Source organism: Ralstonia mojiangensis, assembly GCF_023955645.1.
Taxonomy (GTDB): Bacteria; Pseudomonadota; Gammaproteobacteria; order Burkholderiales; family Burkholderiaceae; genus Ralstonia; species Ralstonia mojiangensis.
The window spans coordinates 164,667-189,463 of the sequence record NZ_JAMXHU010000005.1 but is presented as its reverse complement, the minus strand read 5'-3'; the positions used below and the strand labels follow the sequence as shown (position 1 = coordinate 189,463).

Sequence of the window (24,797 nt, the reverse complement as noted above, 5' to 3'; positions counted from 1 at the left end):
GTTGAAACTTCAGCAGGAGCGCTTCTCATGGATGCCGCAGCAATCCACGCGTGCACGGCCTTTGCCGGCACACAACGCCTGGCCGGCGGGCCCGTCCGCGATGTCGCACGGGCCGTCAAGACGCACCTCAATGCGCATCCCGAATCGCAAGTGCTGGTGTTCGACAACACCAGCGCACAGCCCGTGGAATTCGACTTGCGCGGCACGGTTGAAGACGTGCTGGCGCGGCTCGATCGCGCCGTCCCATCTGCCGTTGAACCCACCGAATCCGAAAGCCGCCCGCGTGGCCCTGGCCGCCCCAAGCTGGGCGTGATTGCGCGCGAGGTGACCTTGCTGCCGCGCCACTGGGATTGGCTGGCCGCGCAGCCGGGCGGGGCGTCGGTTACGCTGCGCAAGCTGGTGGAAGATGCGCGCCGCGCCGCCGAAGGCGCAGACCGCCGCCGTGTTGCGCAAGAGGCGGCGTATCGCTTCATGTCCGCCATGGCCGGCAACGCCGCAGGCTTTGAAGATGCCACCCGTGCGTTGTTTGCCGCAGATGCCATGGCGTTCGAATCCCTTACTCAATCCTGGCCTGCCGACGTGCGCGACTTTGCGCGCGAACTGGCGAGCCAGGCATTCAACCCTCAACAGGAGGCTGCATGACAGCGCCTGCTGCTCGCCCGTTGTGGCGAACATTCATTGCATTCCTCGGCCCGCTGATCCTGGCCAACATCCTGCAATCGTTGTCGGGCACGCTCAACAACGTCTATGTCGGACACATGCTGGGCGTGAAGGCGCTCGGCGCGGTGTCGGCGTTCTTCCCGATCCTGTTCTTCTTCATCGCCTTCATCATCGGACTGGGCTCCGGGGCGGCGGTGTTGATTGGGCAGGCTTGGGGCGCCAAGAAGCCCGAGGCGGTTAAGACCGTTGCGGGTACCACGCTGTCGGTGGGCTTCATCGTCGGGCTGGCGGTGGCACTGCTGGGTGGCCCCTTCGCCAACGCGCTGCTGGGTTGGCTCGGCACGCCGGCCGACATCCTGCAAGACGCCACGCTCTACGCCAGCGTCATGCTCTATGCCATGCCGGGGCTGTTCGTCTACCTGCTCGCCACGGCGATGATGCGCGGCGTGGGCGACACGCGCACGCCACTGCGTACGCTCGCGCTGTCGACGTCGATCGGGCTGGTGCTGACGCCCACCTTCATTCGCGGCTGGTTTGGCTTGCCGCAACTGGGTGTGGCGAGCGGCGCTGTGGCCACCATCATCTCGTTCACTGTCGCGCTGGTGTGGCTCGCCTTCTTCCTGCGCCGGCGCAATCATCCGCTCGCGCCGGATGCCGTGCTGGCGCGGCACCTGTGGGTTGATTTCGGGGTGCTCAAAACCGTGCTGAAGATTGGCGTGCCGACGGGCGTGCAGCTTGTGGTGATCTCGATTGCCGAGCTGGCACTGCTGTCATTCGTCAACGGTTTCGGCTCCGATGCAACGGCCGCTTACGGCGCCGGCACGCAGATCATCAGCTACGTGCAGTTTCCCGCCATGTCGATTGCGATTACGGCGTCCATCCTTGGCGCGCAAGCCATTGGCTCGGGCAATACGGAGCGGCTCGACGCCATCACGCGCACCGGGCTGTGGCTCAACGTGGCGATTACCGGCGTGCTGGTGGTGATGGCCTTGCTGTTCTCGCGCGCTGTCATCGGCTGGTTCACCACGAACACGGAGGTGATGAGCCTTGCCCAGAACCTGCTGCATATCTCGCTGTGGAGCTCGGTCATCTTTGGCATGGCGAGCGTCTTCTCGGGCGTGATGCGTTCTAGCGGCACGGTGATGGCGCCCACGGCGATTTCCATCCTCGCCATCGCGGCGGTGGAAGTGCCGGTGGCCTGGGTGCTGAGCCGGCATATCGGCACCGACGGCATCTGGGCTGCATACCCGGCCGCCTTCCTTGCCATGTTCGTGATGCAGGGGCTGTACTACGCGTTCGTGTGGCGCCGCCGCGCGCAGCGGTTCGGCATCCGCCGCATGGTTTGACGCACCGCCGCCGGCTGCCACAGGTGCGGCCGGCGGTGGAGCGCGTGTGGCTTACGCCACGTTCTCGCGCAAGGCTTTCTTGTTGATCTTGCCAACGCTCGTCTTCGGGATCTCCGCCACGAAGGCGATACGGTCCAGCTCCGGCACGGCGTATTTGCTGATGCGTTTGGCTTCAGCGTGTGCGAGCAGGCAATCGCGGATGGCCTCCGCCTTCAGGCGCGCCCCCGGCTTGCCGACGACAAACGCCATCGGCCGTTCGCCCCACTTGGCGTCGCGCACACCGATCACTGCGCTCTCCTGCACGCCCGGCACCTGGGCAATCAGGCTTTCCACTTCAATCGACGACACCCACTCGCCGCCCGTCTTGATGACGTCCTTGATGCGGTCGACGATCTGCACAAAGCCATCGGGCGTCATGACGGCGATGTCCTGCGTGTGCAGGTAGCCGCCCGCCCACAGCTCTTCCGATGCTGCCGGCTTGTTGAAGTAACCCTGCGTGAGGTACGGCGTACGCAGCACGATCTCGCCCTGATGCTTGCCGTCGTGGGGCACATCGCGCAGATGCTCGTCGACGATGCGCAATTCGGCCAGCGGCACCGGGCGCCCTGTGGCGCAGCGCATGCGGATATCTTCCTGCCTGTCTGCGGGCTTGCGGCCCGGCGGCAGTTGCGCCAGCGCCACCACGGGGCCGGTTTCCGACATGCCATAACCGGCAAACACATCAATGCCTCGCGCGAGCGCCGCCTCGCACAGCGCCGGAGACAACGCCGAGCCGCCAATGAGGACCTTCCATCCCGACAGATCGTGCATGCCGCCTTCCGCTGCCTGCAGCAGCATCTGCAGCAGCGTCGGCACGCAGTGCGAGAAGGTGACCCGCTCCGTGTCGTGCAGCTTGAGGAGAAGATCGGCTGCGTAGCGCCCCGGCAGGACGATCTTCAGGCCCAGCATGACGGCGATGTACGGCATGCCCCACGCCAGGACGTGGAACATCGGCGTGATCGGCATGTACACGTCTTCACGGTGCAGGCGCTGGCCATCGCGCGGTGCGCACAGCGTGGTGGCGGTCGCCATGGTATGCAGCACGATGTCGCGGTGGCTGTAGCTCACGCCCTTGGGGGTCACCAGTCGTGCCGGTCGTGTAGAAGGTTGCGGCCCGCGTGCGTTCGTCGAAGTCGGCAAATGCAAAATCGGGCGATGCATGGGCGAGCAGCGCTTCGTACTCGCCTGCCACGGGCAGCGTGGTGTGCGGCATGGGGGCGTTGTCAGCCAGCACCACAACGTGGCGCACGCTCGTCAGTCCGTCCCAGATATCTTCGAGCAGCGGCAGGAAGTCGGCGTGTACCAGCACGACCTCGGCCTGTGCATCGTTGAGCGTGTAGAGAATCTGCTGAGCAGAGAGCCGCACGTTCACGGTGAACAGCGTTGCGCCCATCATCGGCACGCCAAAGTAGCACTCGAGGTAGCGGTGGCTGTCCCAGTCCATGACGGCCACGGTCGAGCCGTGTTGGACCTCCAGCGCGCTCAGTGCCGATGCGAGCCTGCCGATGCGTTCACGAAACGTGCGATAGCTGTAGCGCAGCGCACCGCGATACGTGATTTCCTGTTCGCCGTAGAGACATTGCGCATTGGTCAGCAAGTGCTTGACGAGCAGCGGATACGTGTAGGCCGAAGGTGTCGGGGTGATGAGGTTCGCATGCATGTTGAATGGTCTCGTTCAGTGTGCAGGTTCGAATCGCGCGTGGCGAATCAGCTGGCGTCTTCCAGCTGGATAACGACGTGGCCGTCGGTCTCCTGAACGGGGTAGGTTTTCAGGCACAGGCCGCCGGGCCCAGGCATGCAACCGGTGGCGAGATCGAAGCGCAGGCCGTGTGCCGGACACTGCAATACGCTGCCGTTCAGACGCCCGCCCGCCAGCGATGCGCCGTTGTGCGGGCAACTGTTGTCGATAGCATGAAGCTGGCCTTCAACGTTGAACAGGACGATGCTGCGGCCGTTGACGAAGACGAGCTTGCGTTCTCCGGCGCTCAGTTCGCCGGCCGAGGCCACGGTGACATTGGACGCCATGGTGTTCACTGCGCGTCCTCTTGCGATTGCAGTGGCGATAGCGACAGCGCGTTCTGCATGGCGCGCACCAGCGTGCTTGCCGGATGCGCGCCGGAAATCACCACGTCCGAGTTGAAGATGAAATGCGGCACCCCGGAAACGGTCACGCCGCGGCCCACTGGCTTGCAGACGCTCGGTGGGCACGCGCCGGGCGCCATCGCCTGGGCGATGTCGTGCTCGAACTCCAGGCGCTGCAGCACGTCTTCGTCACCGATGTCGGCGCCTTCCAAAAAATAGGCACTGAAGATGCGCTCGATGAGCTGGGCTGGCTGTCCGCCCGCGTCGATCCGGCGATATTTCCGAACCACATCGTGCGCGCGCTCGGTATTGGGCAGGACGTTGATGCGTGTGAAGTCGAAGTCGATGCCGGCCGCTTGCCCGGCGCGCTGCACCTGAGTACGCCGCATCGACACGGCAGTGGGGCTGCCGAGGCGGCTGAGATAGAACGCCTGGTAGGGCAATCCCTCCGCCGGGGTGTCCGGCAGCAGCGGATATGGGCGCCACCGCACCTTGGTCTTCACTTGCGGATACAGCGTCGCGAACGTGCGCAGCGCGCTCGCCAGATGGCGCGTACCGATCCAGCACCACGGACAGATGAAGTCGAAGAAGACATCGACCGTGAGCCCGGTGCTTCGACGGTTCGCCTCGGCGGCTTTCGCCTGCGCGGGCGAGTCAATCGAGTTCATGGATCAGCGTTTCCGCCATGGGCCACGGGCCGAAGCCGGCGGCAGGGTTCAAATGACCGATGTCTCCCAGATCGACCAGACGGCTGCCCCAGTCGGCGGCCATGCCGGCCACGCGTTCGAACGATGCCAGCGGATCGTTCCGGCTGGCGGCGACGATGCTTGGAAAGGGCAGCGGACGCCGGGGGCAGGGCAGCCAGCCATTCTTCTGCAGCACGTCCTGCGTGGGGTAGCCCGACGGCAACTGCGTGTCAAGATCGGCCGGGGTGGCCAGCAGGGCACCGTGGATCTTGCGCGCGTGCCGCTTGGCCCAGTGCACGGTGATCATCACGCCTGCGCTATGCGCCACCAGGATCACCGGGCCGTCGATGGCGCTGACGGCTTTGTCCAACGCCGTCACCCGTGCCGCGCAGCTCAACTTGTCGGCTTCCAGCGGCGGGACCGACGCGGCCTTGTGGCCTGCCGCCCGGAGTTTGGCTTCGAGCAGCGTCTGCCAGTGTTCGGCCACGTGGTCGCGCAGGCCGGGCACGATGAGGATGGTGGGAGAAATGTTGGGCAACGTCATGATGGAACGCCATGAAGAAAAAACGAGGAGGTCACCCTCCTCGAATGCCGACCGGGGAGACGGCGGAGTCCGCCTCCCGTGGTGTGGGCCGCTCAGAACTTGTGGCGAATACCGACGGCCGCGCCAAGCATGCTGGTCTTGCCAGCACCCAGGCCGTAGCCGGTGGCGTTGAGGTCCACCGTGGCCTGGTCCAGCGCCAGGCCCGCGTTGCGCGCATAGGCCGTGGTCAGGTACAGATCGGTGCGCTTGGAAAGGGTGTAGTCGGCAATGAACGCGACCTGCCACGGGTTGGCCTGCGTGGACGGCGCGCTGTTGATGGTCTTGATCTTCTGGTACGAGTATTCGAGCGAGAGCATCACGGCGTTCGTCGCCTGATAGTTCACGCCGGCCCAGAAGTAGTCGTCGCGCAGCGCCACGCTGCCGTTGGCGTTCTTGTTCTGGCCCCAGCGGTAGCCGCCCATGACCTTGAGCACATCGCCCACCAGATAGCTTCCGGCCAGCGCCGCCTTGCGCACCGTGCCGGAGCTGAACGCGCCACCGCCCAGCGGGGTGCTGGGGTTGTACTGGTCATACGCGAGCGTGGCACCCAGCGGGCCAGCCGAGTACGCCACCCCCGCGCCGTAGCCGCTGTCGCGCCGGGCTTGGCCGGGCACCTCGCCGTTGCCGCCGCCGGTGGGGTTGGCGCTCGGTGCACCGGTGCCGAATGACCAATGCGCCTGCGCAGCCACCGGGCCGAAGTTGCCCGTGTACATGGCGGTGTTGTCGGACCGGAAATTCACGCCGGTCTGCACGGCGGCCGGTTCGTACTGCGTGGAGTACGCCATCGGCTCGAAGTTGGCCAGCAACTGGAAGAGCGTCGTGTACTGGCGGCCGAAGGTGAACTGCCCGATCGTGCTGCTCTTGAGCCCAACGTAGGCCTGTCGTCCGAACAACCGGCCGCCTTGCTGCGATTGGCCCGTGTCGCTTGCAAAGCCGCTTTCGAGCACGAACAGCGCGCTCAGGCCGCCGCCAAGGTCTTCCACGCCGCGCAGGCCCCAGCGCGAGCCCGACAGGCCGCCGCTTTGCATCGACACGCGGTTGCCCGAGCTGCCCGGCGTGGCGCCCGCCAGGTTGGTCGCATATTCGATGTTGGTATCCACCACGCCGTACAGCGTGACGCCGGATTGCGCGCAGGCCGCGCCAGCGCAGGCCAGCAGTGCAGCGGGGGCGATGTGCTTCGTCTTCATGTTGCAGGGTCTCCTCTTGGTGTTATCGCCGACGGGTCCGATGTGTCCCGTCGATCGTTAGAACGGCTTGCCGCCGATGATGCCGGCGCGTTCCATCTTCCGATGGCACGGCGCGTAATCCATGACCGCGTAGTGCTGCGTGGCGGTGTTGTCCCAGATGGCCACGCTGTTTGGCTTCCAGCGCCAGCGCACCTGGTATTCAGGAATGTAGGCCTGGCTGATCAGGTAGCGCAGCAGCTCCGATGCACCTGTCGTGGCGTCCTGCCCGTAGCGCACGCGCCCAGGGGTGTGATAGTTCGTGAAGTGGGTCGTGAAACCGTTCACGTACAGCACCTTCTCGTCAGTTTCGGGGTGCGTGCGCACCACGGGATGTTCCGGATCAGGATATTGCGTCTTGAGTGCGAGACGCTTTTCGATGGGCATGGCGGCACCAAAGCTGGCCTCGATGCTGTGGCGGGCGCGCAGGTTTGCAATGTCGAGCTTGACGTCTTCCGGCAGATTTTCGTACGCCAGCACCATGTTGGCCCACATGGTGTCGCCGCCCACGGGCGGGCATTCCACGCAGCGCAGCACGGCGCCAAACTGCGGTGCCTCGCGCCACGTGGTGTCGGCGTGCCAGCAATTCTCGTAGCGGTCGTTCGGGTGGTCGGGCGTCTTGTAGATGCGCACCAGGCCGGGGTGCTCGGGGTCGCTGCCAGCGACGGGATGGTCTTCCAGATCGCCAAAGCGGCGGGCGAACGCGACGTGCTGTGCGCGGCTCAAGTCCTGATCGCGCAGGAAGATCACGCGGTGCTTGAGGAGCGCGTTGCGGATTTCGCCGAACAGGCCTTCGTCTTCGATTGCGTCAGCCAGTTGCAGGCCGGTCAGCTCGGCACCCAGGGCGTTGGTCAGTTGTTCGATACGCATGGCGGCCCCTCAGATGACGAAGACGGACGAGCCCGTCGTCTTCCGCGATTCCAGATCGCGGTGGGCTTGCACGGCGTCTTCCAATGCGTAGCGCTGGTGGATTTCGATCTTGATGCGACCGGCCGCCACGTGATCGAACAGCTCGCCGGCAAGCTCGGCTTTCTCGGCCGGATCGGCGATGTAATCGGCCAGGGCCGGGCGCGTCAGGTAAAGCGATCCCTTCATCGCCAGCAGTTGCGGGTTGAACGGCGGGATCGGGCCCGAAGCCGTGCCCACGCACACCATCAGGCCGCGTCGCTTGAGCGAATCGAGCGAGGCATCGAAGGTGGCCTTGCCCACGCTGTCGAACACCACGTTCACGCCCACGCCGTCGGTCAGTTCGCGCACGCGCTTTGCAACGTCTTCGTGCGCGTAGTTGATGACGTGGTCGCAGCCGTGCGCGCGGGCGATGTCGGCCTTGGCTTCGCTCGATACCGTGCCGATCACGGTCAGCCCAAGCAGCTTGGCCCACTGCGAGACGATCAGCCCCACGCCGCCGGCGGCCGCATGCAGAAGGATCGTGTTGCCCTTCGCAAACGGGTAGATGCGGCGCAGCAGGTAGGCCGACGTCAGGCCGCGCATGGTCATGGCGGCGGCGGTTTCGCAGGCAATGGCAGCGGGCAGCTTGATGAGCGGTGCAGCCGGAATGAGGCGTTCGGTGCTGTACGCGCCCAGCGTGTTGATGAAGCCCGTATAGGTCACGCGATCGCCCACGGCGACGTTGCTCACGCCATCACCCACGGCTTCAACGATGCCCGCCGCTTCCACGCCCATGCCGGCGGGGCGGGGTACGGGATAGAGCCCCGAGCGGAAGTAGGTGTCGGCAAAGTTCAGGCCGACGGCTTCGTGGCGCAGACGGACCTGCCCCGGGCCGGGCTGGCCCACTTCGACGGTCTCGCAGCACAAGACCTCGGGGCCGCCGGTTTCATGAAAGCGGACTGCGGTTGCCATGGATATCTCCTGGATTCTTTTTCAGATGTTTGGGGTGCGCGCCGCCCGCGCGGCTCGCTTGGCGAGACGCGGTCAAGGCGGGAGAGGGGAGATGCCTTGTGGCGGCGCGCGGTTAGCGGAGTCAGGCCGTCATGCGGAAGCCACGGCGGCTGGTGCGGCGGTGGGCGCGGCGTCGATCGACACGTTGGCCACGCGCTTGAGTTCAGCTTCGTAGCTGCGTGCGGCCAGCAAGAAGCAGCCTGCTGCAACCACGCCGAAGATCGGCATCACTGCCAGAGCGGTCTGCAGACCCCACGCGTCGGACATGGCGCCGCCCACAAACGGCCCGATGGCCAGGCCGAACAGGTTCTGGAACAGCGAGAGCACCGCAGCGCCTGTTGAGCGCACGCCGGGGTGCACCACGTCGAATACCACGCTGGAAGCTGGCGCCACCGTGCACGTCATCAAGAAGCCGCCGAAGGCGATCATGAGGAACTGCTGGTTGGCCGGCATGCTCATGCCGAACGCCGCCATGAAGACCAGCAGCGTGACCACGGCCAGCACAGCCACGGCAATCAGCCGGTTGCGCTGGCGGCGAGCTGCAACCACATCGGCCACCACACCCCACACGAAGGCGCCCAACGCACCGCACAGCACCACCAGTGCGGCTTGCATGGCAGCACGATCCGGCGGTGTCCCGTGATAGCGATTCAGGTAGCTCGGCAGCCACGCCCAGATGGTCGACACGACGATCAACTGGAAGGCTGCACCCAGGCACGTCCACCACAGCGTGCGCGAGCTGGTGAGCGCGCCCGCAACGCGTTGCAGGAGCGTGCCTGCGGGCTGCCGCACTTGCGGGCCCCCAGCCGCCATCGCCACCGTCTTGTAGTCCGGCACGAACACATACAGCAGCGCCAGCACCAGACCCGGTACGCCCACCACGCCAAATGCCGCCTGCCAGCCCCAGCGCGCTGCAATCACGCCACCGAGCAACACACCCAATACCGAACCGACAGATGCCGCGGCAAAGAAGGCGCCCATCAACGTGGCGCGCAGCCGCTTGGGAAACAGGCTGGCAATGAGCGCCGCGCCCACCGAGCCGTAGCCGGTTTCACCCACGCCCACGATGGCGCGCGCGGTAAAGAGCTGTCCGTAATTGCGCGTGAACATGCAGGAGATCGTTGCCAGGCTCCATACGGTGGCCATCACAACGATGCTCTTGACGCGGCTGTAGCGGTCGGCCAACAGCGCCACCGGCAGGCCTCCCACCGCCACCACGATCGAGATGACCGAGACGAGCGCGCCAAGTTGCTTGTCGGACAGCGCCCAGGCGGTCTTCAGATGCGGGAAAAGCGACACGATGACTTGCCGGTCGATGTAATCGAACAGCATCAGTGCAAAGGTCATTGCAAACGCAAACCACGCCTGGGGTCGGCTGACGAGGTAGTCGTCGTGGTCTGCGCGCGGGTCGGCGGCATGCAGATTCATGGTTGTCTCCGAGTGGCGGCGCTTGCGTTGAGCGCCGCCTGTGTTGGGCCCGGTGATACTGCGGCTTCTAGTTTAGGCCGCACGCAGCGGCAGGTTTTTCACGTTCGGGGCACGGTTGGGGGACATGCCGTTCTTCGCCAGCGTTTCTTCAACGCTGTCATATTGCACGCCGATGCGGTAGATGGCGCGCGCCTCCTTGCCGCTGGCAATCTCACGGCCCAGTTCATGCGCCACGCGCACGCACTGTTCGATCTGCTGTACAGACGTCATGCGGTTGCCGTGCTGGTCGATGATCGTGTCTTCAATGCCGCAGCGCGGGTGCAGGCCCATCGCCATGGCCATCATGTTGAACGGCAGCACGTTCTTGAGCAGCGACTCGGCCGTCAGCGTGCAGCCATCCGGCGCACGGTGGATGAAGTTGAAGAAGTTGAACGGATTGGGGCCGTCGAAGCCACCACCAATGCCGATCCAGGTCAGGTTGAGCGGGCCCTTGTAGACGCCCTTCCGGACCACGCGCTCCAGCGTTTCCAGCGCGTGGATGCCGGTCAATTGGAAGTGCGGCTGCACGCCGGAGGCCTGCAGACGACGCAGGTGCTCCTCGAGCCAGGCGGGGCCGGCGGGCACGGTCATTTCTGCATAGGCTGCAGCCAGCGCGGGATTGGCCAGCGATGTGCCCTCCAGATATGCCGGATACAGCAGCTCCATGATGTTCATCTGCGTGGTGTTGACGGCCACGGTCACCTGATCGGGTGCCGGGGTCAGGTCCGCCAGCATGTGGCGGGTGTCATCCGACAGCCACTTGGCGGCTTGCCCTTCGTCTTCCGGCGCAAAAGAAATCGAGCCGCCTACCTGGATGATCATGTCGGGCACCGCCGCACGCACGCCGGCAATCAGCTCGTTGAATTTCGAGAGCCGCTTGGAGCCCTTGCCGTCCAGTTCACGCACGTGCAGGTGCAGCACGGTCGCGCCGGCGTTGTAGCAATCGACGGCCTTCTGCACCTGTTCTTCCATCGTGACCGGAATGTCTTCGGGAAAATCTTCCGGCATCCATTCGGGGCCGTACGGCGCAACGGTAATGACGACTTTGTCCTGGTTTTCCGGGTGCAGCGAATCATCGAGGAATTGCATGTTGGGGGCTCCTGTAGGGGATGTCTCGGCTGGACTTCACTATAGGGAAGCGGTAGCTTTGAATTTCTCAATTGGCGCCAAGTTTTTCTCTTTTGGCGCCATTCCGTGTAAACACCAAGACGGCTCGAAGCCCACTGAAACCTATGGAAACGATGGTGCGTGCCCGCTCGCTCAACGGCTATTTCCAGGTCGTGCGGCGGCTTGGTTTCAACCCGCAGGAAGCGCTGCGGCAGGTGGGGTTGGACCCGGCCAGACTGACCGATCCAGAGCAGCCAGTGTCCGTCGTGGCGACGTGCCAGTTGATGGAGATCACCGCCGCGAGCGCCCCGTGCCCGACGCTAGGGTTGCAGATGGCCGAGGCGCGCCAGGAGCTGGATTTTGGTGTGCTTGGCTTGTTGCTGGCCCACAAGCGCACGCTGCGCGAGGCACTGCAGGCCATCATCCAGTACCGCCACCTGCTGAACGAGGCGCTGGCGATCTACCTGGAATCCGATGGCGACATGGTGGTCATTCGCGAAGAGGTCATCACCGAGACGCCGGTGCCGCTGCGGCAGGCCAACGAGCTGGCCGTCGGCGTGCTGGCGCGGACGTGCAGCGCGCTGCTGGGGGTTCACTGGAAGCCGCGCAGCATCCACTTCTCACATGCCGCCCCCAGCGACGTCAGCCTGCATCGGCGCGTGTTCGGTTGCCCCATCGTGTTCGGCAGCGACTTCAACGGCATCGTCTGCGCGGCGGCCGATCTGGAGACGCCCAACCCTGCCGCTGACCCGGCCCTCGTGCGTTACGCGGAAAGCCTTGCCGAGCCGCTCAACGTGTCGGCGCAAGAGGCGGTGGTGCAGGACGTGCGTCGCGCGATTTACCTGTTGCTGCCGCTGGAGCGTGCCTCGGTGGAGCAGGTGGCTGATCACCTCCACCTGAGCGTGCGGACCTTGCAACGTCAGTTGGAAGCGGCCGGCATGACGTTTTCTGACCTGGTGGAGGAGGTCCGGCACAACCTCGCCGTTCGCTACATGGCGAACCCGAGCTACCGGATCGGGCGGGTGGCCGCGTTGCTCGGCTACACGCGGCAGGCTTCGTTCACGCGCTGGTTCATCGCCCACTTTGGCATGACGCCGCGTGCGTGGCGCGATGTGCAGCGCGGTGATCGGGGTGGCGACGCAGCTCAGGCAGGCTCCAGCCCGGCCGACGGATCATCCGCACGCGGCTGACGCGCCAGCCGCACCGCGGGCGATTGCAGGATGCACAGCAACTGCAGCGCAAAGCCCGCCACCGCCATCAGCAGGCACGCCCCCGCACCGGCGTGTGCGGCGAGCCACGCGGCCATTGCGGCGCCGATCGGCCGGGCGCCATACGACATCACATTCACTGCAGATACGCGCGCCAGCAGCGTGGGCGGCGTTACCGTCTGCCGAAGCGTCGTCGTGCTCACCACCCACAGAATCGGCCCGCAACCCAGCAGAAAGAACCCCGCTTGTGCCAGCGCAGGCCACGGCTGCCAGAGCGTGGCCGCAAGCAGAACACCGCCTGCCAGCCCGCACACCGGGCCGGTCGCCACCACATGACCGAAGCGCCAGCGCGCCAGAATGCGCGCGGCCAGCAGCGCGCCGATCACCATGCCCGCACCGTACATGCCAAGCGTCAGCCCAATCGCTTGCGCAGAGAGGTTCAACCGATGCGCCGCATACGGAACGAAGATGGCAATCACCATGAAGAACGCCATGGTGAAGACGCACTGCGTGATGAACACCGGCCGCAGCAGCGGATGGTGAAACACGAAGCGGGCGCCCTCGGCAATGTCGCGCAGCGGATGCGCCGCGTGCCGCGCCACGGGCACCGGAGCGGCCACGCCGGCCAGCAGTGCCGCAGCCATGGCGGACAACGCCGCCGCCAGCGCGAACGCCGCCATCGAGCCGGTCCAGCCGACCAACGCACCGCCGATGGCGGGGCCGCACGCAAAAGCAATCGTGCGTGCCAATTCGATGCGGCCATTTGCGCGCGCGAGCATCGCTGCCGGCACGAGCGACGGCACCAGCGCAGGCGCCGCCACGCTGAACACCACCGTGCCGCACACGGCAATGAAACCCAGCCCGCCCAGCGCAGCCAGGTTCAACCGCCCGGCCACCAGCAAGCCCGCCACAACAAACAACGCCAGCGCGCGCACCGCCTCTGCGCCGGCCATCAACGCACGCTTGGGCCAACGGTCCGCCAGCATGCCAATGGGAATGGCAAACAGCACGAACGGCAGCGTGAGCGCCACTTGCAGCCAGCTCGCCGTGCTGGCGTCGGCATGCAGGGTGAGCACCGCAACCATTGGCATGGCGGCCAGCGCAATTTGCTCGGCTGATTGCGCGGCCAGGTTCGAGGCCGCGAGCCGGTTGAAGCCCGGCGGCAGACGGTCGGCAGCAAGATCATGGGAATCAGACATCGCACACTCCTGAAAATGTTCGCTTCAGGGTAGGGACGGCGATGCCTCGATGCGCTCCGCTTCTTGCGGGCGAACTCGGAACTCGGAATTCGGAGCGTGATTACAAGATGGGGGCGAACAGCTTGGCGACGTGCATGATCACGCGGCGCAGCGGGTGTGCGTGTTCGTATTCGTCACGGCCAACGCGGGCCGCTTCGGCAAAATCGGCTTCGAGCATCTGCGCGACGTCGTTGGCGAAGCGCGAATCGGCGGTCATGATCATCAACTCGAAGTTCAGGCGGAACGAACGGTTGTCGAGGTTGGCACTGCCCACGGCGGCGGCCTCGTCGTCGATCAGCACGACCTTCTGGTGCAGGAAGCCCGGCAGGTAGCGGTAGATTTTCACGCCGGCGCGGATCGCCTGATATGCATACAGCGTGGAGGCTAGGAACACCATGTGATGGTCCGGCCGCGAAGGGATCAGGATGCGCACGTCCACCCCGCGCAGCACGGCCAGACGCAGCGCGGCAAATACAGCTTCGTCTGGAATGAAGTACGGCGACGTGATCCACAGCCGCTTGCGTGCCGATTGGATGGCTTCCATGAAGAACAGCGAGCAGGTTTCCTGCTTGTCTGCCGGGCCGCTGGCGACCACCTGGCAGACCATGTCTTCTTCGGGCCGCAGTTCGGGAACGATCAGCTGCGGCACTTCGTGCGCGGCCCAGTACCAGTCTTCGGCAAAGGTCAGCTGCAAGTCCATCACCGCGGCACCGACGATCTCGATATGCGTGTCGCGCCACGGGGCAAGCGGCGGCTTTTCGCCCATGTATTCGTTGCCGACGTTGTGGCCGCCAACGTAAGCGCGCTCGCCATCCACCACGACGAGCTTGCGGTGGTTGCGGAAGTTGAGCTGGAAGCGGTTGACGAACCCGGCGTGCGTGGAGAACGGCTTGGCGTGCACGCCGCCTTCGATCAGCCGCTGCACATAGTGGCGGGGCAGCGCGTGGCAGCCGATGCTGTCGAAGAGAAAGTACACGCGCACCCCGGCCCGCGCGCGGTCGAGCAGCAGTTCGGCCAGGCGGCGGCCGAGCGTGTCGTCATGCACGATGAAGAACTGCACGATGAGCACGCGCCGCGCCTGCGCAATCGCCGCAAAGATGGCATCGAAGGTTTCCGCGCCGTTGACGAGCAGCCGCACGCGGTTTCGCGCCAGGCACGGCGTTCCAGTCAGGCGCGGCAAGGCCTGCATGCAGGTGTGCTGCGGTGCGACCACGCTGGATTCATGGTCGCGCAGTCGGCGCCAGTCGTCAGACAGGGTGATTTCGCGCAGGCGGGCGTTGTGAAAGCGCCGCGCATCCACGTAGCCGGCAAAGGTGCTTCGCCCGAAGATCAGATAGGGGATCAGCGTGAACTCCGGCAGCGTCACCAGTGAGATGGCCCACGCGATGGCGCCCTGCGACGTGCGCACGGTCAGCACAGCATGCATGGCGGCAAGGACGCCCACGCAGTGCACAAGAAAGAGGAAGGTGGCAAATGCCGTGGTGTTGGTCAGCATGGAAAGCAACGGGGGAAAACAGCACACCGTTGGCCATTTTGACACGCCCCACGTGGCGTCGGACAAACACGGATACTGCCCCGGCTGACATCTCGCGTAGTCTGGCCGTGGCGTTCGTTCAGGCACGTCGCATGCTGGTGTGAAGTCGACGTCCTCTCGACCCGCTGTACCCAACACGACATCGAATATGCAAGGGCACCCGAGGAACTTCCCGACCGCGTATTTGCGCGCCTGGTTTGCCTGGCTGGCCTTCTCGCTGCTGACGGGCTGCGCAAGCCTGCCCGAGCACGTCGATCGGCCTGTGACGACAGCGCTGCCCAATGCCGAATCGGCCACCTCGCTGGGGCGCCTGGTGCAGACGAATGCGCCGTCGCCCGATGTGTCCGGCTTTCGGCTGATCCCGTCGGGCGAAGAAGCCTACGCCACGTTGCTTACGCTGGCTGACCGGGCCGAGCGCACGCTCGACTTGCAGTACTTCATCATTGCGAGCGACAACAGCGTGCGCGAACTGATGCGCCATGTGCGGGCCGCCGCGGATCGCGGGGTGCGCGTGCGCATGCTGGTGGACGATCTGCACAGCGATGGGCGCGATCTGGCATTTCTGAAGTTTTCGTCGCACAAGAACATCGACGTGCGGCTGTTCAACCCGTTTCCGGGCGGGCGGATGTCGAACGTCACACGGTACCTGAGCGGCGCGGCTGAGTTCCGCCGCGTCAATCGGCGCATGCACAACAAGGCCTTCATTGCCGACAACGCATTGGCCGTGACGGGCGGGCGCAACTTGGGCGCCGCGTATTTCACGCAGAACCAGACCACCAACTTCGTCGATCTGGACGTGCTGGCCGCGGGGCCGGCGGTGCGTCAGCTGTCGTCGGCGTTCGACGCGTACTGGAATAGCGAATTTGCCTATCCGGTGCAGGCGCTGGCGCCCGAGCCGAGCACGGCACATCCGCCCGAGCCGAAGGAGGGCAGCTACCCGCCGCCGGTGACGATGCCGGATCGGCCGGCAGGGCCGCCGCAGCATATCGATGTGCCAACCCGGCCGATCAACATGGGCTCCGGTTCCGCCAAGCCGGCATCCGATAAGACCATCTCGCAGCTCGAGCAGCGCCGCAACCAGACCGATCTCGCCAGCCCGGCGCCGGAGCAGCCCTTGCCGCTCAAGCCCGCACCGGGCGACTGGTTCCTGGCTGACCAGATTGCCCGGGGCCGTCTGCGCCTGGAATGGGCGCCCGCGCAGGTGATCGTCGATCGTCCAGCCAAGGTGTCGGGCGATGAGGTGGAACCCGGCGGCGAGCGCCTCGCCCAGACGCTTCTGCGTCTGATTGACGAGGCCAAGCGGGAGGTCGTGCTGATCTCGCCGTACTTCGTGCCGGGCAAGCGCGGTATCGAGGTGGCCAAGCGCATGCAGGATCGTGGCGTGCGCCTGCGGGTGCTGACCAACTCGCTGGCAGCGACCGACGCACCCATCGTGCATGTGGGCTATGCCAGATATCGGAGCCAGTTGATCGATGACGGCGTTGAACTGTACGAACTGCGTCCGACGCTGGGGGATCGCCCCAAGGTGATCGGGACGTTCCGTTCGTCACAGGCAAGCCTGCATGTGAAATCGATCGTGGTGGACCGCAGCACGCTGTTTGTCGGCTCAATGAACATCGACCCGCGTTCCATCGGGTTGAATACGGAAACAGGGTTGATCATCCGCAGCCCGGTGCTTTCAGAGGCGGTGGCCAAGCTGTTTGACGACTCGGTGCGCGACAGCGCCTACCGGGTGACCAAGGAAGATGGCCACCTGCGCTGGACCACGCATGAGAACGGCAAGGAGGTCGTTGTCGATCATGAACCGGAAGTGGGCCTGGGCCGCCGGACGTGGATTCAGATGCTGGCGCCGTTTACCCCGGAAGAACTGCTGTAGCGGTTCCAAAAGAAAAACGCCGCGAATTGCGGCGTTTCTTGACTCAGGCCAGGCGCTCGCCCGGCCGTCGCTTCATTACATCTTCTGCTTGGTATTGTCAGCAGCGTTTTCCAGCTTCTGGCCACCCGTCTGGATGTCCTTGCCCATGCCTGCCATCGTGTTGCAGCCCGCCAGGACGGCGCAGCCCAGGGCCAGCAGTGCGATCAGTTTCTTCATCTCGATCCCCTTGTGAGCCGTGCGGTATCCCGCACGATGTTCGCGTGATTGCCACCCGAGCGGTGGCGCAACCCGCATTTTAGTGCGACCCCGCGCACGTGGGGTGCGTCAGCCGCATCTTTTTTACCTTCTTGCATATCACTTGCGGCGTATCCCGGACATTCGCGGTCACGCCCTCTATTTCCGCCGTGCCCTGCCGTTAGCACCTTTGGGAGTGAACAGGGTGCCTGAAGAGGGGTGCGGGAAGAGGATCTCGGCGCCACACGGCTCAACCATGCAGGGGAAAAACACATGTGGAAGTGGATGGATACGAGCATTCGCACGCGGCTGACGTTCCTGGTCGCGGTATTTGCGGTGATGATTGCCGTGGTGGGCTTCGCGGATATCACCACCGGGCGGGCGACCAATGACGATTTGCGTGCGGTGTATCTGGAAGATGCCAAGGGCCTGGATCTGCTGGCCAAAGACACCATCAACCTGCTGTGGGCGCGCATTCACCTGACCAATTTCGATTCGGTTTCGTCGCCTGAAGAACTGAAGAAGCTGCTGTCCGATGCGCATGGCATGGTCAACTCGGCCAACGATGCCTGGGCCCAGTTCATGAAGCTGCCGATTCCGGAAGCCGACCGCGCCCAGTTGCAAGCAGCCGACGCGGCACGCACCAAGTTCGTCAAAACGGCGCTGGAGCCGGCCATTGCCGCACTGGAACGCAGTGACCTCACCACGTATCGCGAACTGAACACGAACCTGGTGCCCAAGCTGTTTGTGGATTACGACTCGGCGCTCGGGCCCCTGGTCGGGGCGCGTTTCAAGTACGGCCAGCAACGCTTTGACCATTCCCAGTCGCGTTACGCGATGAGCATCTGGATCTCGGGTGGCTTGCTGGCCGCCGCGCTGGTGCTGTCGGTGGTAGCGCGCGGCGTGCTCGGCCGTACGGTGGTGCGTCCGCTGGAGCGCGCCATTCAGGTGTTCGAGCGCATGGCATCGGGCGACCTTGCCACGCGTATGGAAGGCCAGACCGCCGCGGGCCGCCGCGATGAAACCGCACGCCTGATGCATGCGGTGTCGTCCATGCAGACGAGCCTGCAGCAGATCATCGGGCAGGTGCGCACGGGCTCGGATTCGATCGCCAGCGCTACCAAGCAGATTGCTGCCGGCAATGCCGACCTCTCGCAGCGCACGGAGCAGCAGGCATCGTCGCTGGAAGAAACCGCGTCGAGCATGGAAGAGCTGACCAGCATCGTGAAGCAGAATGCCGATAACGCGCGTCAAGCGAGCACGCTGGCCGTCAATGCGTCGGATATCGCGGTCAAGGGTGGGGAAGTCGTGGGCCGCGTGGTGGACACGATGGCCGGCATCAATGAAAGCAGCCGAAAGATTGCCGACATCATCGGCGTGATCGAAGGCATCGCGTTCCAGACCAACATCCTGGCGTTGAACGCTGCGGTGGAAGCCGCACGCGCCGGCGAGCAGGGCCGCGGCTTTGCCGTCGTTGCCGGAGAGGTTCGCAGCCTTGCGCAGCGCAGCGCCACGGCGGCCAAGGAGATCAAGGAGCTGATCGGCGATTCGGTGGGCCGCGTGCAGAACGGTTCGACGCTGGTGGCTGAAGCCGGCACGGTGATCGACGAGGTGGTGGTAGCAGTGCGCCGCGTGACCGACATCATGGGCGAGATCAGCGCTGCGTCGGAAGAGCAAAGCAGCGGCATCGAACAGGTCAATCAAGCCGTTACGCAGATGGATCAGGTGACGCAGCAGAATGCAGCGCTGGTCGAACAGGCTGCGGCTGCGGCGGAATCGCTGGAAGAACAGGCCGAGGCGCTACGCAGCGCGGTGTCGGTCTTCCGCGTCGAGCACGCATAAGCAGCACGAGCGCAAGCACCAATGCCCTTCCGCCTTGCAGGCTGGAGGGCATTTTCTTTTACGGCATCAGATTGCGTGCGCGCTCGGCAATCACGTCTTGCGTGTCGTCGATCCAGCGGGCAGGGAAGGGTTGCGAGAGCAGGTAGCCCTGGATCACGTCGCACCGGCAGGCACGCAATGCATGGAGCTGCGCGGCGGTTTCCACGCGCGTGGCGGTGACGGGCACGCCCGCACCATGCGCCGCAGTCACCAGGCGTTGCAGCACCGCGTGATCGCTTGCGTTGGTCACTGCGTTGACCACGGCCTGATCGAGCTTGACTTGATCGGGGCGGAACGTTGCCAGGCAATCGAGGCTGTGCGCAGTGGCGCCAAAGTCTTCCACCGCCACGCGTGCGCCACAGGCGTGCAGGGCTTCCACGGCTTTCTGCGCCGAGCCGTTGGCACGCTGCAGCGTGTGTTCTGAGATCTCGAAAACGAGGCGCGTGGTGGGCACTGCATGGCGCGCGGCAATGTCGCACACGACGTCGCTCAACTGCGGATCGAGCAACTGCGCAACCGACAAGTTGACGGCTGCATGCACGCCTGGCTGATGCCGGCTGTTGCGTCCTGCGCGCTGGGATTCTTCGCGCAGCAGCCCGGCCAGCATCTGGGCGGCGTTGTCGAGCACCCAGTGGCCCACCTCCCGGATGTCGCCGGTCTGCTCCAGGATCGGCAGAAAATCGGCCGGTGCCACGCCCCCCAGTTCGGGTGAAATCCAGCGCAGCAAGAATTCGTAGCCGACGATCCGCCCGTCGGTCAGGCTCAGTTGCGGCTGCAGGTTCAGGCTGAACTGGCGGCGGGCCAGCGCGTGGCGTAGTTGGGCGGCCAGGCGCGGATGCTCGGTGACGGGGTCGTATCCACCGTCCTCGGCGACGTGAACGCCACTGCGTGGAGGCATGGCCGCCGGGGCGTATAGCGCCGGGCTTCGTTCGGCACCGTGCTGAACACCGTAAAGTGCCCGGTCGGCCTGTTCGATCAACCGCGCTGCATCCGAGGGCATGCCCTCGAAAAGCGTCATGCCGATGCTGCACGAGCAGACCAGCTCATAACCATGCGTGATGTAAGGCCGCGTGAGCGCAGCAGAAATCCGCCGCGCGAGATCGTGCACATCCTGTGCCGAGACGAAATCTGCGCAGGCAACGGCAAAGGTCTCATGGCCGACGCGCCCGACGATGGGTGCGATGCCATCCGCGGGCGGCACGCTCAGCGCTTCAAGCCGCGATGCACATTCGACGATGACCTCGCGCGCGGCGAGCGGCCCGAGCGTGTTGGTCGCCTCGGCAAAATGGTCGAAGCTGATCAGCAGGAGGGCGCCGATCGCGTCCTGGCGTGCGGGTTGCGGCATGGCAGCCAGCAGTTGGACGAATCGTTCGCGGCCCGGCAATCCGGAGATCGGATCCAGACTCGATGGCGCGGCAGACCTTGCGCGGCTCATAAATGGGGATCGTCCTGCAAATGCCTTTAAAACGGATATACGTGCACTTGATACGTTGTCAATTGTATAGCTTTGTCACAAGCAAGCCTGCGGCATCATAAGCCGAAAATCGGCCACAGTGGCCGATTGCCGGCATGTTTTCGCGTGAGTCCGGCGGGCCTTTTTAACGTTTAACAGCAATTAATTCTGATCAAAGAGCTACGAATATCAGGTCGGTCGGCACGTTACACCATGCGCTGGCCGCCCCACAGCAACTGTTCATAGATAAAGCATTGCAGCAGCATTTTCTGGGCCGCGACCAATTCGACGAATTCCACGCCGTATTGGTAGACGTTGGGCAGGTCGGCCGGCTTTTCACTGCGCACGAGGGCTGCAGCCACCAGTTCGGAGTGGTAGTCGCGCGTTTTCACCCGGAAGCGCAGACGCGCCGGTGCACCGCTCACTTCCAGCCGATGCGCGGAGCGGAACGACGCGCCCGTCGTGCTGATGTCGGAGATATGGATCATGCGCGGCGGGTCGCCGCTCACCAGCATCTTGCCGACCACGTTGGCGCGCACGCGCAGCGATTTGCGCAACGTGCGGTTCTTGATCCGCCGCGGCGGTGACAACACGACGTATTCGAACGGGATGCGGCACACCGCCATCACCGTGCATTCGAAGCTGGCAATGCCCTCGCCCGAGAAGGCGTGCACTTCCACCAGTTCGTCCTTGACCGGCATGACCGTACGGCCGCTTTCGGTGGGCATGGTGATGAGCAGATGGCGCTGCGGGCTGTAGCCCATCACGCGCGCGGCGCCCTTGGTCTGGCCGGCGCCCGCAGTCAGGCGCACGGTCAGCATGCCGCCGGGGCGCAGGCCCAGCAGCTCCATGGCGATCGTGCGCTCGCCCTCAGGGTCGTCGCCCATGTCGGGGAACATCGTGTTCGGGAACTGCGTATTTGCAAACACGGGCGCAGGCGCGGGCGTGCCGTCCGCCAGCCGATGCGGGCGGTGCAGCGTGCACAGCAGGTCGATCTCCTCCGGGGAGTGGATGACGTCGCCCTTCGGGATGAGCAACTGCCCGTCGGCGTCAAGCATCGGCCACGGAAGGGGGATCGCAAGCGGAATGTCGAGAGGTTGAAGTTCGAGCATGGCAATGGGGAGCCAACAGCCGCGCAGGGCCCCACGTTTCTATACGGCCAAATGTTGCACAACTTTAAGCGCACTTATTGTGCAGGGACCGTGGCACGCGAGTTGCAGCCTCGCAGCCATGATCGAGCACAATGTCGGTTCCAAAGTGGACGGGGTGAGCGCGCGTATGGCGTCTCGGCAGCATTTCTGGGCGGCGGTTGAGCAATTTGCGCGCTATGTGGTCATCGGTGGCGGCGCAACGCTGGCGCACTATGTCGTGCTGTTCGGACTGGTGCAAGTCGGCGTCTCGCCTTGGCGCGCGTCCGTGGCGGGCAGCGTGATCGGTGCGACGCTCAATTACTTCATCAGCCGGCAGGCCGTCTTCAACAGCACGCGGGGGCACGTGGGCGCGATGGTGCGGTTCGGCCTGGTGGCCTTTCTCGCGCTGGGGTGCAACGCGACCATCATGGCCATCGGCCTGGGAATTGGCCTGTATTACCTGATCGCGCAGATGTTCGCCTCGGCCATCACGGCAATCTTCAACTTCGTGGTGCACCGGTACTGGACGTTTCGTGACGCCGACGCAGTCGGCGCGCCTACTGAGCCGCAGCCGACCATCGTGCCGGAGCGGCCCACGCACCACGGGCGTTGAGCGGTCCCGCCGCGTTAATGCCGGCTGGCTACGCCTTGCAGGCCGGTCGCGGTTTCCGTGACGAGTGTCACTTCACCGATGCCGTCGGCGGGCGGGGTGGGGGCATCGTCGCGCAAGCGCTCCACCACCAAGCGCACATCGATCACATCGGCCACGCCGGCTGCCTCTAGCGAAACAAGTGCGGCCAGCTGCGCAATCGCAAACGTATCCGCCAGCAGCGGCGTGTCGTCATGGAGATCGCCTGCCACGCGTGCGGGCGAGCTTTGGTGGGCAGCGCGGGTGGGGTGCTGCGCGGTCTCCCGGGCGCGATAGGCGAAGTACGCGTCGGCAAAGTGCACGCGGTGCGCATCGAATACGCGCACAGCAGCAGTCAGGGCATCGTCCACCCAAGCCGGATCGACTGGCGTACCCGGTTCGGCGCCTTCGGGCAGGCCCGCGAGCTTGAGCGCATACCGATGCGTCTGCGTGCCGGGGGCGACAAAACTCAATTCCATACGACCTCCCACAGCCGCGTGCGCTGGTGCCGCGGCTTCGCCGTGTTTGAATTCGCCCCCCGAAGCGATATTGAAGAATAGTAACGGAGCCGCCCGTTTGCGCGTTTCGTCCTTCCGGATGAGATTGAGGGGCCTTGTCTTCACCTTAAGACATTCACAATGTGGAGATCGTGGACAACCTACGTAGCAAACGGTTGCTTGTCGGCAGCGCCTGCGCGACCTAGCCAAACGGCTAGCTGCTTCGCAGCGGGGCCCGGTGTAGAGTGCTCGGGTGTCCGGCGACGCCGGGCAGCTGTCGACAATCAAGGTCGACAAACGCAGACGGGAATGACGCGGGGCGCGTTTCCTTCGCGTCATTTCGCGCACGAGGGGACCCAAAGCGGGCACGTGGTCCATGTCCCCTCGCGGGAAGGGATTGCCCCGTTAACTCGCGGCTTCTATAGTCCGCCTCGATTCGTGCGCTTGTAACGCACCAAGGTTTGCCATTACCGGCCGCCAACTGGGCCACGCAGACCACGAGACCGGTTACGGGGATCACGCCAACCGCCACCGCGCGCCTGACGCAACCATTGCGTCAAAGGGCACCGGAGGCGCGATGGCCATCACATCAGCCACGCCCCCGGGACTGCCGCATTCGCGAAACAGCATCGCCATGCTTGAGGACCACCACTTGTACAAGGCTGCGATCGAACATTCGCCGATAGGAATCGGCCTGTGCGCGCCGGAGGGTCGCTTCCTCGACGTGAACCGTGCGCTGTGCGCGCTGACTGGTCACGAAGCACAGGCCCTGCGTTCGCGCGATCTGTTCGACCTTTGCCACCCCGATCACACTGAACGCGCACGACATGGTGTGGAGTCGCTGCTCGCCGGTCAGCGCGATGCGCTGTCGATGGAAACGCGCCTGGTCCGTCAGGACGGCAGCACCGTGTGGGTGCAGACCGACGTGGCGGTGGCGCGCGACGAAGGCAACGAGCACCTCGTCGTGCAGATGCAGGACGTGACCGCGCGCCGGCTGGCGCTGGAATCGCTGCGCGCGTCGGAGCAACGGTTGGCCTATGTGCTCGATGGCGCGGGGCTGGGTACGTTCGACTGGTCTACCCGTACACGGCATGTGTCGTTCAACCGGCGGACGGCCGACATGCTCGGCTACGAGGCGGCGGATCTGTCCAACGATCCGGATGCGTGGTACGCCATGGTGCACCCGCAAGACGCCGCATTGAGCGCGCGACGCATCTATCGCCATATGCGGGGCGATGCCGACAGCTTTGAGATCGAGCAGCGCATGCGCGCGCGCCATGGCCAATGGATCTGGGTGGCTGCGCGCGGGCGCGTGACCGAACGCGATGCCCGCGGCGTGGCCACGCGTGTAAGCGGAACGCTGCTCGACGTGACGCAGCGGCGCGCGGCGCTGGATCAGGCGCACCACCTCGCGCTGCATGATCCGCTCACGGACTTGCCCAACGCGCGTTTGCTTCGTGATCGCCTGTTCGTAGCCATTCAGGCGGCACGTCGCGCGCGCGGCCAGGTCGCCGTCGTGTTCATTGATCTCGATCGCTTCAAGCCGGTCAACGATGAGTATGGCCACGCCGTGGGAGATCTCGTCCTGAAGGCCACGGCCATGCGCTTGCGCAGCGGTCTGCGCGCTTCGGACACGGTAGCGCGCCTGGGTGGCGATGAATTTGTCGCGGTCCTCACGCACTGCGCCACGCGCGACGATGTGACGCAAACCGTGGAACGCCTGATCGAGCAATTGCAGGCGCCATTCCGCGTGGAAGGCCACGTGCTGTCGATGGGCGTGAGCGCCGGCGTGGCGCTGTATCCACCCGACGGGCGTGACGCGCAGACGCTCATTCGCAATGCCGACGCTGCGATGTATGAGGTCAAGCGTGCCGGCGGCAACGGCCTGGGTTTCCATGCCTCGCTCAACTACGAGCGGCTGATGGGCATGCGATCGCGCGATCGTGATCTCGATGGCGAAGCCGGCGCACGCTGATCCGCTACCGCGCACCCAAACAAAACGGCCCGCCGAAAGGCAGGCCGTTTT

General features: G+C 64.9%; 21 protein-coding genes and 1 pseudogene. 7 read left to right on the top strand and 15 right to left on the bottom strand.

All coding sequences use genetic code 11. The annotated features are described in order from the left end of the window. The first annotated feature begins 27 nt into the window (after positions 1 to 27). Both NG898_RS21305 and NG898_RS21300 read left to right on the top strand, forming a co-directional pair. Positions 28 to 642 carry a DUF2239 family protein gene (locus tag NG898_RS21305; protein WP_252694303.1) on the top strand — a complete coding sequence of 205 codons (615 nt, stop codon included), beginning with the start codon at positions 28 to 30 and terminating at the stop codon, positions 640 to 642. After that, a complete protein-coding gene (locus NG898_RS21300) occupies positions 639 to 2,006 on the top strand; it encodes an MATE family efflux transporter (RefSeq protein ID WP_252694302.1) in 1,368 nt (455 codons plus the stop codon). The genes NG898_RS21305 and NG898_RS21300 overlap by 4 nt, the downstream gene beginning before the upstream one ends. Before the next feature lie 51 nt (positions 2,007 to 2,057). Here NG898_RS21300 and NG898_RS21295 read toward each other — a convergent pair. The 9 genes and pseudogenes from NG898_RS21295 to NG898_RS21255 all read right to left on the bottom strand — a co-directional run bounded on the left by NG898_RS21295 (position 2,058) and on the right by NG898_RS21255 (position 11,074). Continuing rightward, positions 2,058 to 3,705 (bottom strand): annotated as a pseudogene (locus NG898_RS21295) (fatty acid--CoA ligase). Between the two features lie 47 nt (positions 3,706 to 3,752). Continuing rightward, positions 3,753 to 4,070 (bottom strand): Rieske (2Fe-2S) protein, encoded by a 318-nt coding sequence (locus NG898_RS21290; protein ID WP_252694301.1) that lies wholly within the window; start codon positions 4,068 to 4,070, stop codon positions 3,753 to 3,755. Positions 4,071 to 4,075: 5 nt separating this feature from the next. Beyond that, complete coding sequence (locus NG898_RS21285) at positions 4,076 to 4,795, bottom strand: DsbA family oxidoreductase (RefSeq protein WP_252694300.1); 720 nt, start codon at positions 4,793 to 4,795, stop codon at positions 4,076 to 4,078. Further along, complete coding sequence (locus tag NG898_RS21280; protein ID WP_252694299.1) at positions 4,782 to 5,357, bottom strand: RBBP9/YdeN family alpha/beta hydrolase; 576 nt, start codon at positions 5,355 to 5,357, stop codon at positions 4,782 to 4,784. The genes NG898_RS21285 and NG898_RS21280 overlap by 14 nt, the downstream gene beginning before the upstream one ends. A gap of 92 nt (positions 5,358 to 5,449) precedes the next feature. Further along, a complete protein-coding gene (locus NG898_RS21275) occupies positions 5,450 to 6,583 on the bottom strand; it encodes a porin (protein ID WP_252694298.1) in 1,134 nt (377 codons plus the stop codon). Positions 6,584 to 6,640: 57 nt separating this feature from the next. Continuing rightward, positions 6,641 to 7,489 (bottom strand): TauD/TfdA dioxygenase family protein, encoded by an 849-nt coding sequence (locus NG898_RS21270; RefSeq protein WP_252694297.1) that lies wholly within the window; start codon positions 7,487 to 7,489, stop codon positions 6,641 to 6,643. Between the two features lie 9 nt (positions 7,490 to 7,498). Continuing rightward, positions 7,499 to 8,479, bottom strand: a complete 981-nt coding sequence (locus NG898_RS21265) for a quinone oxidoreductase family protein (protein ID WP_252694296.1) — start codon at positions 8,477 to 8,479, stop codon at positions 7,499 to 7,501. A 129-nt stretch (positions 8,480 to 8,608) separates the two neighbouring features. After that, the gene (locus NG898_RS21260) at positions 8,609 to 9,946 is read right to left on the bottom strand and encodes a spinster family MFS transporter (RefSeq protein ID WP_252694295.1); all 1,338 of its coding nucleotides are present in this window, start codon (positions 9,944 to 9,946) and stop codon (positions 8,609 to 8,611) included. Positions 9,947 to 10,018: 72 nt separating this feature from the next. Beyond that, a complete protein-coding gene (locus tag NG898_RS21255) occupies positions 10,019 to 11,074 on the bottom strand; it encodes a beta-keto acid cleavage family enzyme (RefSeq protein WP_024978576.1) in 1,056 nt (351 codons plus the stop codon). Positions 11,075 to 11,217: 143 nt separating this feature from the next. On the opposite strand from NG898_RS21255, the gene NG898_RS21250 reads away from it, so the two are divergent. Then, positions 11,218 to 12,282 (top strand): AraC family transcriptional regulator, encoded by a 1,065-nt coding sequence (locus NG898_RS21250; RefSeq protein WP_252694294.1) that lies wholly within the window; start codon positions 11,218 to 11,220, stop codon positions 12,280 to 12,282. Here the strand turns inward: NG898_RS21250 and NG898_RS21245 are convergent. Both NG898_RS21245 and cls read right to left on the bottom strand, forming a co-directional pair. After that, positions 12,237 to 13,499 carry an MFS transporter gene (locus NG898_RS21245; protein ID WP_252694293.1) on the bottom strand — a complete coding sequence of 421 codons (1,263 nt, stop codon included), beginning with the start codon at positions 13,497 to 13,499 and terminating at the stop codon, positions 12,237 to 12,239. The two genes, NG898_RS21250 and NG898_RS21245, sit on opposite strands and share 46 nt — an antisense overlap. A 100-nt stretch (positions 13,500 to 13,599) precedes the next feature. Beyond that, the gene (cls, locus tag NG898_RS21240; RefSeq protein WP_252694292.1) at positions 13,600 to 15,033 is read right to left on the bottom strand and encodes a cardiolipin synthase; all 1,434 of its coding nucleotides are present in this window, start codon (positions 15,031 to 15,033) and stop codon (positions 13,600 to 13,602) included. A gap of 187 nt (positions 15,034 to 15,220) precedes the next feature. Here cls and NG898_RS21235 point away from each other — a divergent pair, with 187 nt between their 5' ends. Then, positions 15,221 to 16,948: a phospholipase D family protein gene (locus NG898_RS21235; protein WP_252694291.1), complete on the top strand. Its 1,728-nt coding sequence runs from the start codon at positions 15,221 to 15,223 to the stop codon at positions 16,946 to 16,948. A 75-nt stretch (positions 16,949 to 17,023) separates the two neighbouring features. Here the strand turns inward: NG898_RS21235 and NG898_RS21230 are convergent, their stop codons facing one another. Next, positions 17,024 to 17,164 (bottom strand): entericidin A/B family lipoprotein, encoded by a 141-nt coding sequence (locus tag NG898_RS21230; protein ID WP_009240575.1) that lies wholly within the window; start codon positions 17,162 to 17,164, stop codon positions 17,024 to 17,026. Positions 17,165 to 17,455: 291 nt separating this feature from the next. Here NG898_RS21230 and NG898_RS21225 point away from each other — a divergent pair, with 291 nt between their 5' ends. Then, complete coding sequence (locus tag NG898_RS21225) at positions 17,456 to 19,024, top strand: methyl-accepting chemotaxis protein (protein ID WP_252694290.1); 1,569 nt, start codon at positions 17,456 to 17,458, stop codon at positions 19,022 to 19,024. A gap of 58 nt (positions 19,025 to 19,082) precedes the next feature. Here the strand turns inward: NG898_RS21225 and NG898_RS21220 are convergent, their stop codons facing one another. Both NG898_RS21220 and NG898_RS21215 read right to left on the bottom strand, forming a co-directional pair. After that, on the bottom strand, positions 19,083 to 20,498 hold the full coding sequence (locus tag NG898_RS21220; RefSeq protein ID WP_252694289.1) for a bifunctional diguanylate cyclase/phosphodiesterase: 1,416 nt from the start codon (positions 20,496 to 20,498) through the stop codon (positions 19,083 to 19,085). Positions 20,499 to 20,722: 224 nt separating this feature from the next. Next, entirely contained in the window at positions 20,723 to 21,628 is a 906-nt protein-coding gene (locus tag NG898_RS21215; protein WP_252694288.1) for a flagellar brake protein, read from the bottom strand. A 118-nt stretch (positions 21,629 to 21,746) separates the two neighbouring features. Here NG898_RS21215 and NG898_RS21210 point away from each other — a divergent pair, with 118 nt between their 5' ends. Next, complete coding sequence (locus NG898_RS21210) at positions 21,747 to 22,259, top strand: GtrA family protein (RefSeq protein WP_252694287.1); 513 nt, start codon at positions 21,747 to 21,749, stop codon at positions 22,257 to 22,259. 14 nt (positions 22,260 to 22,273) lie between these two features. Here the strand turns inward: NG898_RS21210 and NG898_RS21205 are convergent, their stop codons facing one another. After that, positions 22,274 to 22,753 carry a hypothetical protein gene (locus NG898_RS21205; RefSeq protein WP_252694286.1) on the bottom strand — a complete coding sequence of 160 codons (480 nt, stop codon included), beginning with the start codon at positions 22,751 to 22,753 and terminating at the stop codon, positions 22,274 to 22,276. Positions 22,754 to 23,405: 652 nt separating this feature from the next. On the opposite strand from NG898_RS21205, the gene NG898_RS21200 reads away from it, so the two are divergent. Continuing rightward, entirely contained in the window at positions 23,406 to 24,746 is a 1,341-nt protein-coding gene (locus NG898_RS21200; protein WP_315862505.1) for a diguanylate cyclase domain-containing protein, read from the top strand. The last annotated feature ends 51 nt before the right edge of the window (positions 24,747 to 24,797 follow it).

Coding starts and splice junctions, on each gene's coding strand:
- NG898_RS21305 (WP_252694303.1), top strand. CDS start 28: ATGGATGCCGCAGCAATCCACGCGTGCACGGCCTTTGCCGGCACACAA.
- NG898_RS21300 (WP_252694302.1), top strand. CDS start 639: ATGACAGCGCCTGCTGCTCGCCCGTTGTGGCGAACATTCATTGCATTC.
- NG898_RS21290 (WP_252694301.1), bottom strand. CDS start 4,070: ATGGCGTCCAATGTCACCGTGGCCTCGGCCGGCGAACTGAGCGCCGGA.
- NG898_RS21285 (WP_252694300.1), bottom strand. CDS start 4,795: ATGAACTCGATTGACTCGCCCGCGCAGGCGAAAGCCGCCGAGGCGAAC.
- NG898_RS21280 (WP_252694299.1), bottom strand. CDS start 5,357: ATGACGTTGCCCAACATTTCTCCCACCATCCTCATCGTGCCCGGCCTG.
- NG898_RS21275 (WP_252694298.1), bottom strand. CDS start 6,583: ATGAAGACGAAGCACATCGCCCCCGCTGCACTGCTGGCCTGCGCTGGC.
- NG898_RS21270 (WP_252694297.1), bottom strand. CDS start 7,489: ATGCGTATCGAACAACTGACCAACGCCCTGGGTGCCGAGCTGACCGGC.
- NG898_RS21265 (WP_252694296.1), bottom strand. CDS start 8,479: ATGGCAACCGCAGTCCGCTTTCATGAAACCGGCGGCCCCGAGGTCTTG.
- NG898_RS21260 (WP_252694295.1), bottom strand. CDS start 9,946: ATGAATCTGCATGCCGCCGACCCGCGCGCAGACCACGACGACTACCTC.
- NG898_RS21255 (WP_024978576.1), bottom strand. CDS start 11,074: ATGCAATTCCTCGATGATTCGCTGCACCCGGAAAACCAGGACAAAGTC.
- NG898_RS21250 (WP_252694294.1), top strand. CDS start 11,218: ATGGAAACGATGGTGCGTGCCCGCTCGCTCAACGGCTATTTCCAGGTC.
- NG898_RS21245 (WP_252694293.1), bottom strand. CDS start 13,499: ATGTCTGATTCCCATGATCTTGCTGCCGACCGTCTGCCGCCGGGCTTC.
- cls (WP_252694292.1), bottom strand. CDS start 15,033: ATGCTGACCAACACCACGGCATTTGCCACCTTCCTCTTTCTTGTGCAC.
- NG898_RS21235 (WP_252694291.1), top strand. CDS start 15,221: ATGCAAGGGCACCCGAGGAACTTCCCGACCGCGTATTTGCGCGCCTGG.
- NG898_RS21230 (WP_009240575.1), bottom strand. CDS start 17,164: ATGAAGAAACTGATCGCACTGCTGGCCCTGGGCTGCGCCGTCCTGGCG.
- NG898_RS21225 (WP_252694290.1), top strand. CDS start 17,456: ATGTGGAAGTGGATGGATACGAGCATTCGCACGCGGCTGACGTTCCTG.
- NG898_RS21220 (WP_252694289.1), bottom strand. CDS start 20,498: ATGAGCCGCGCAAGGTCTGCCGCGCCATCGAGTCTGGATCCGATCTCC.
- NG898_RS21215 (WP_252694288.1), bottom strand. CDS start 21,628: ATGCTCGAACTTCAACCTCTCGACATTCCGCTTGCGATCCCCCTTCCG.
- NG898_RS21210 (WP_252694287.1), top strand. CDS start 21,747: ATGATCGAGCACAATGTCGGTTCCAAAGTGGACGGGGTGAGCGCGCGT.
- NG898_RS21205 (WP_252694286.1), bottom strand. CDS start 22,753: ATGGAATTGAGTTTTGTCGCCCCCGGCACGCAGACGCATCGGTATGCG.
- NG898_RS21200 (WP_315862505.1), top strand. CDS start 23,406: ATGCTTGAGGACCACCACTTGTACAAGGCTGCGATCGAACATTCGCCG.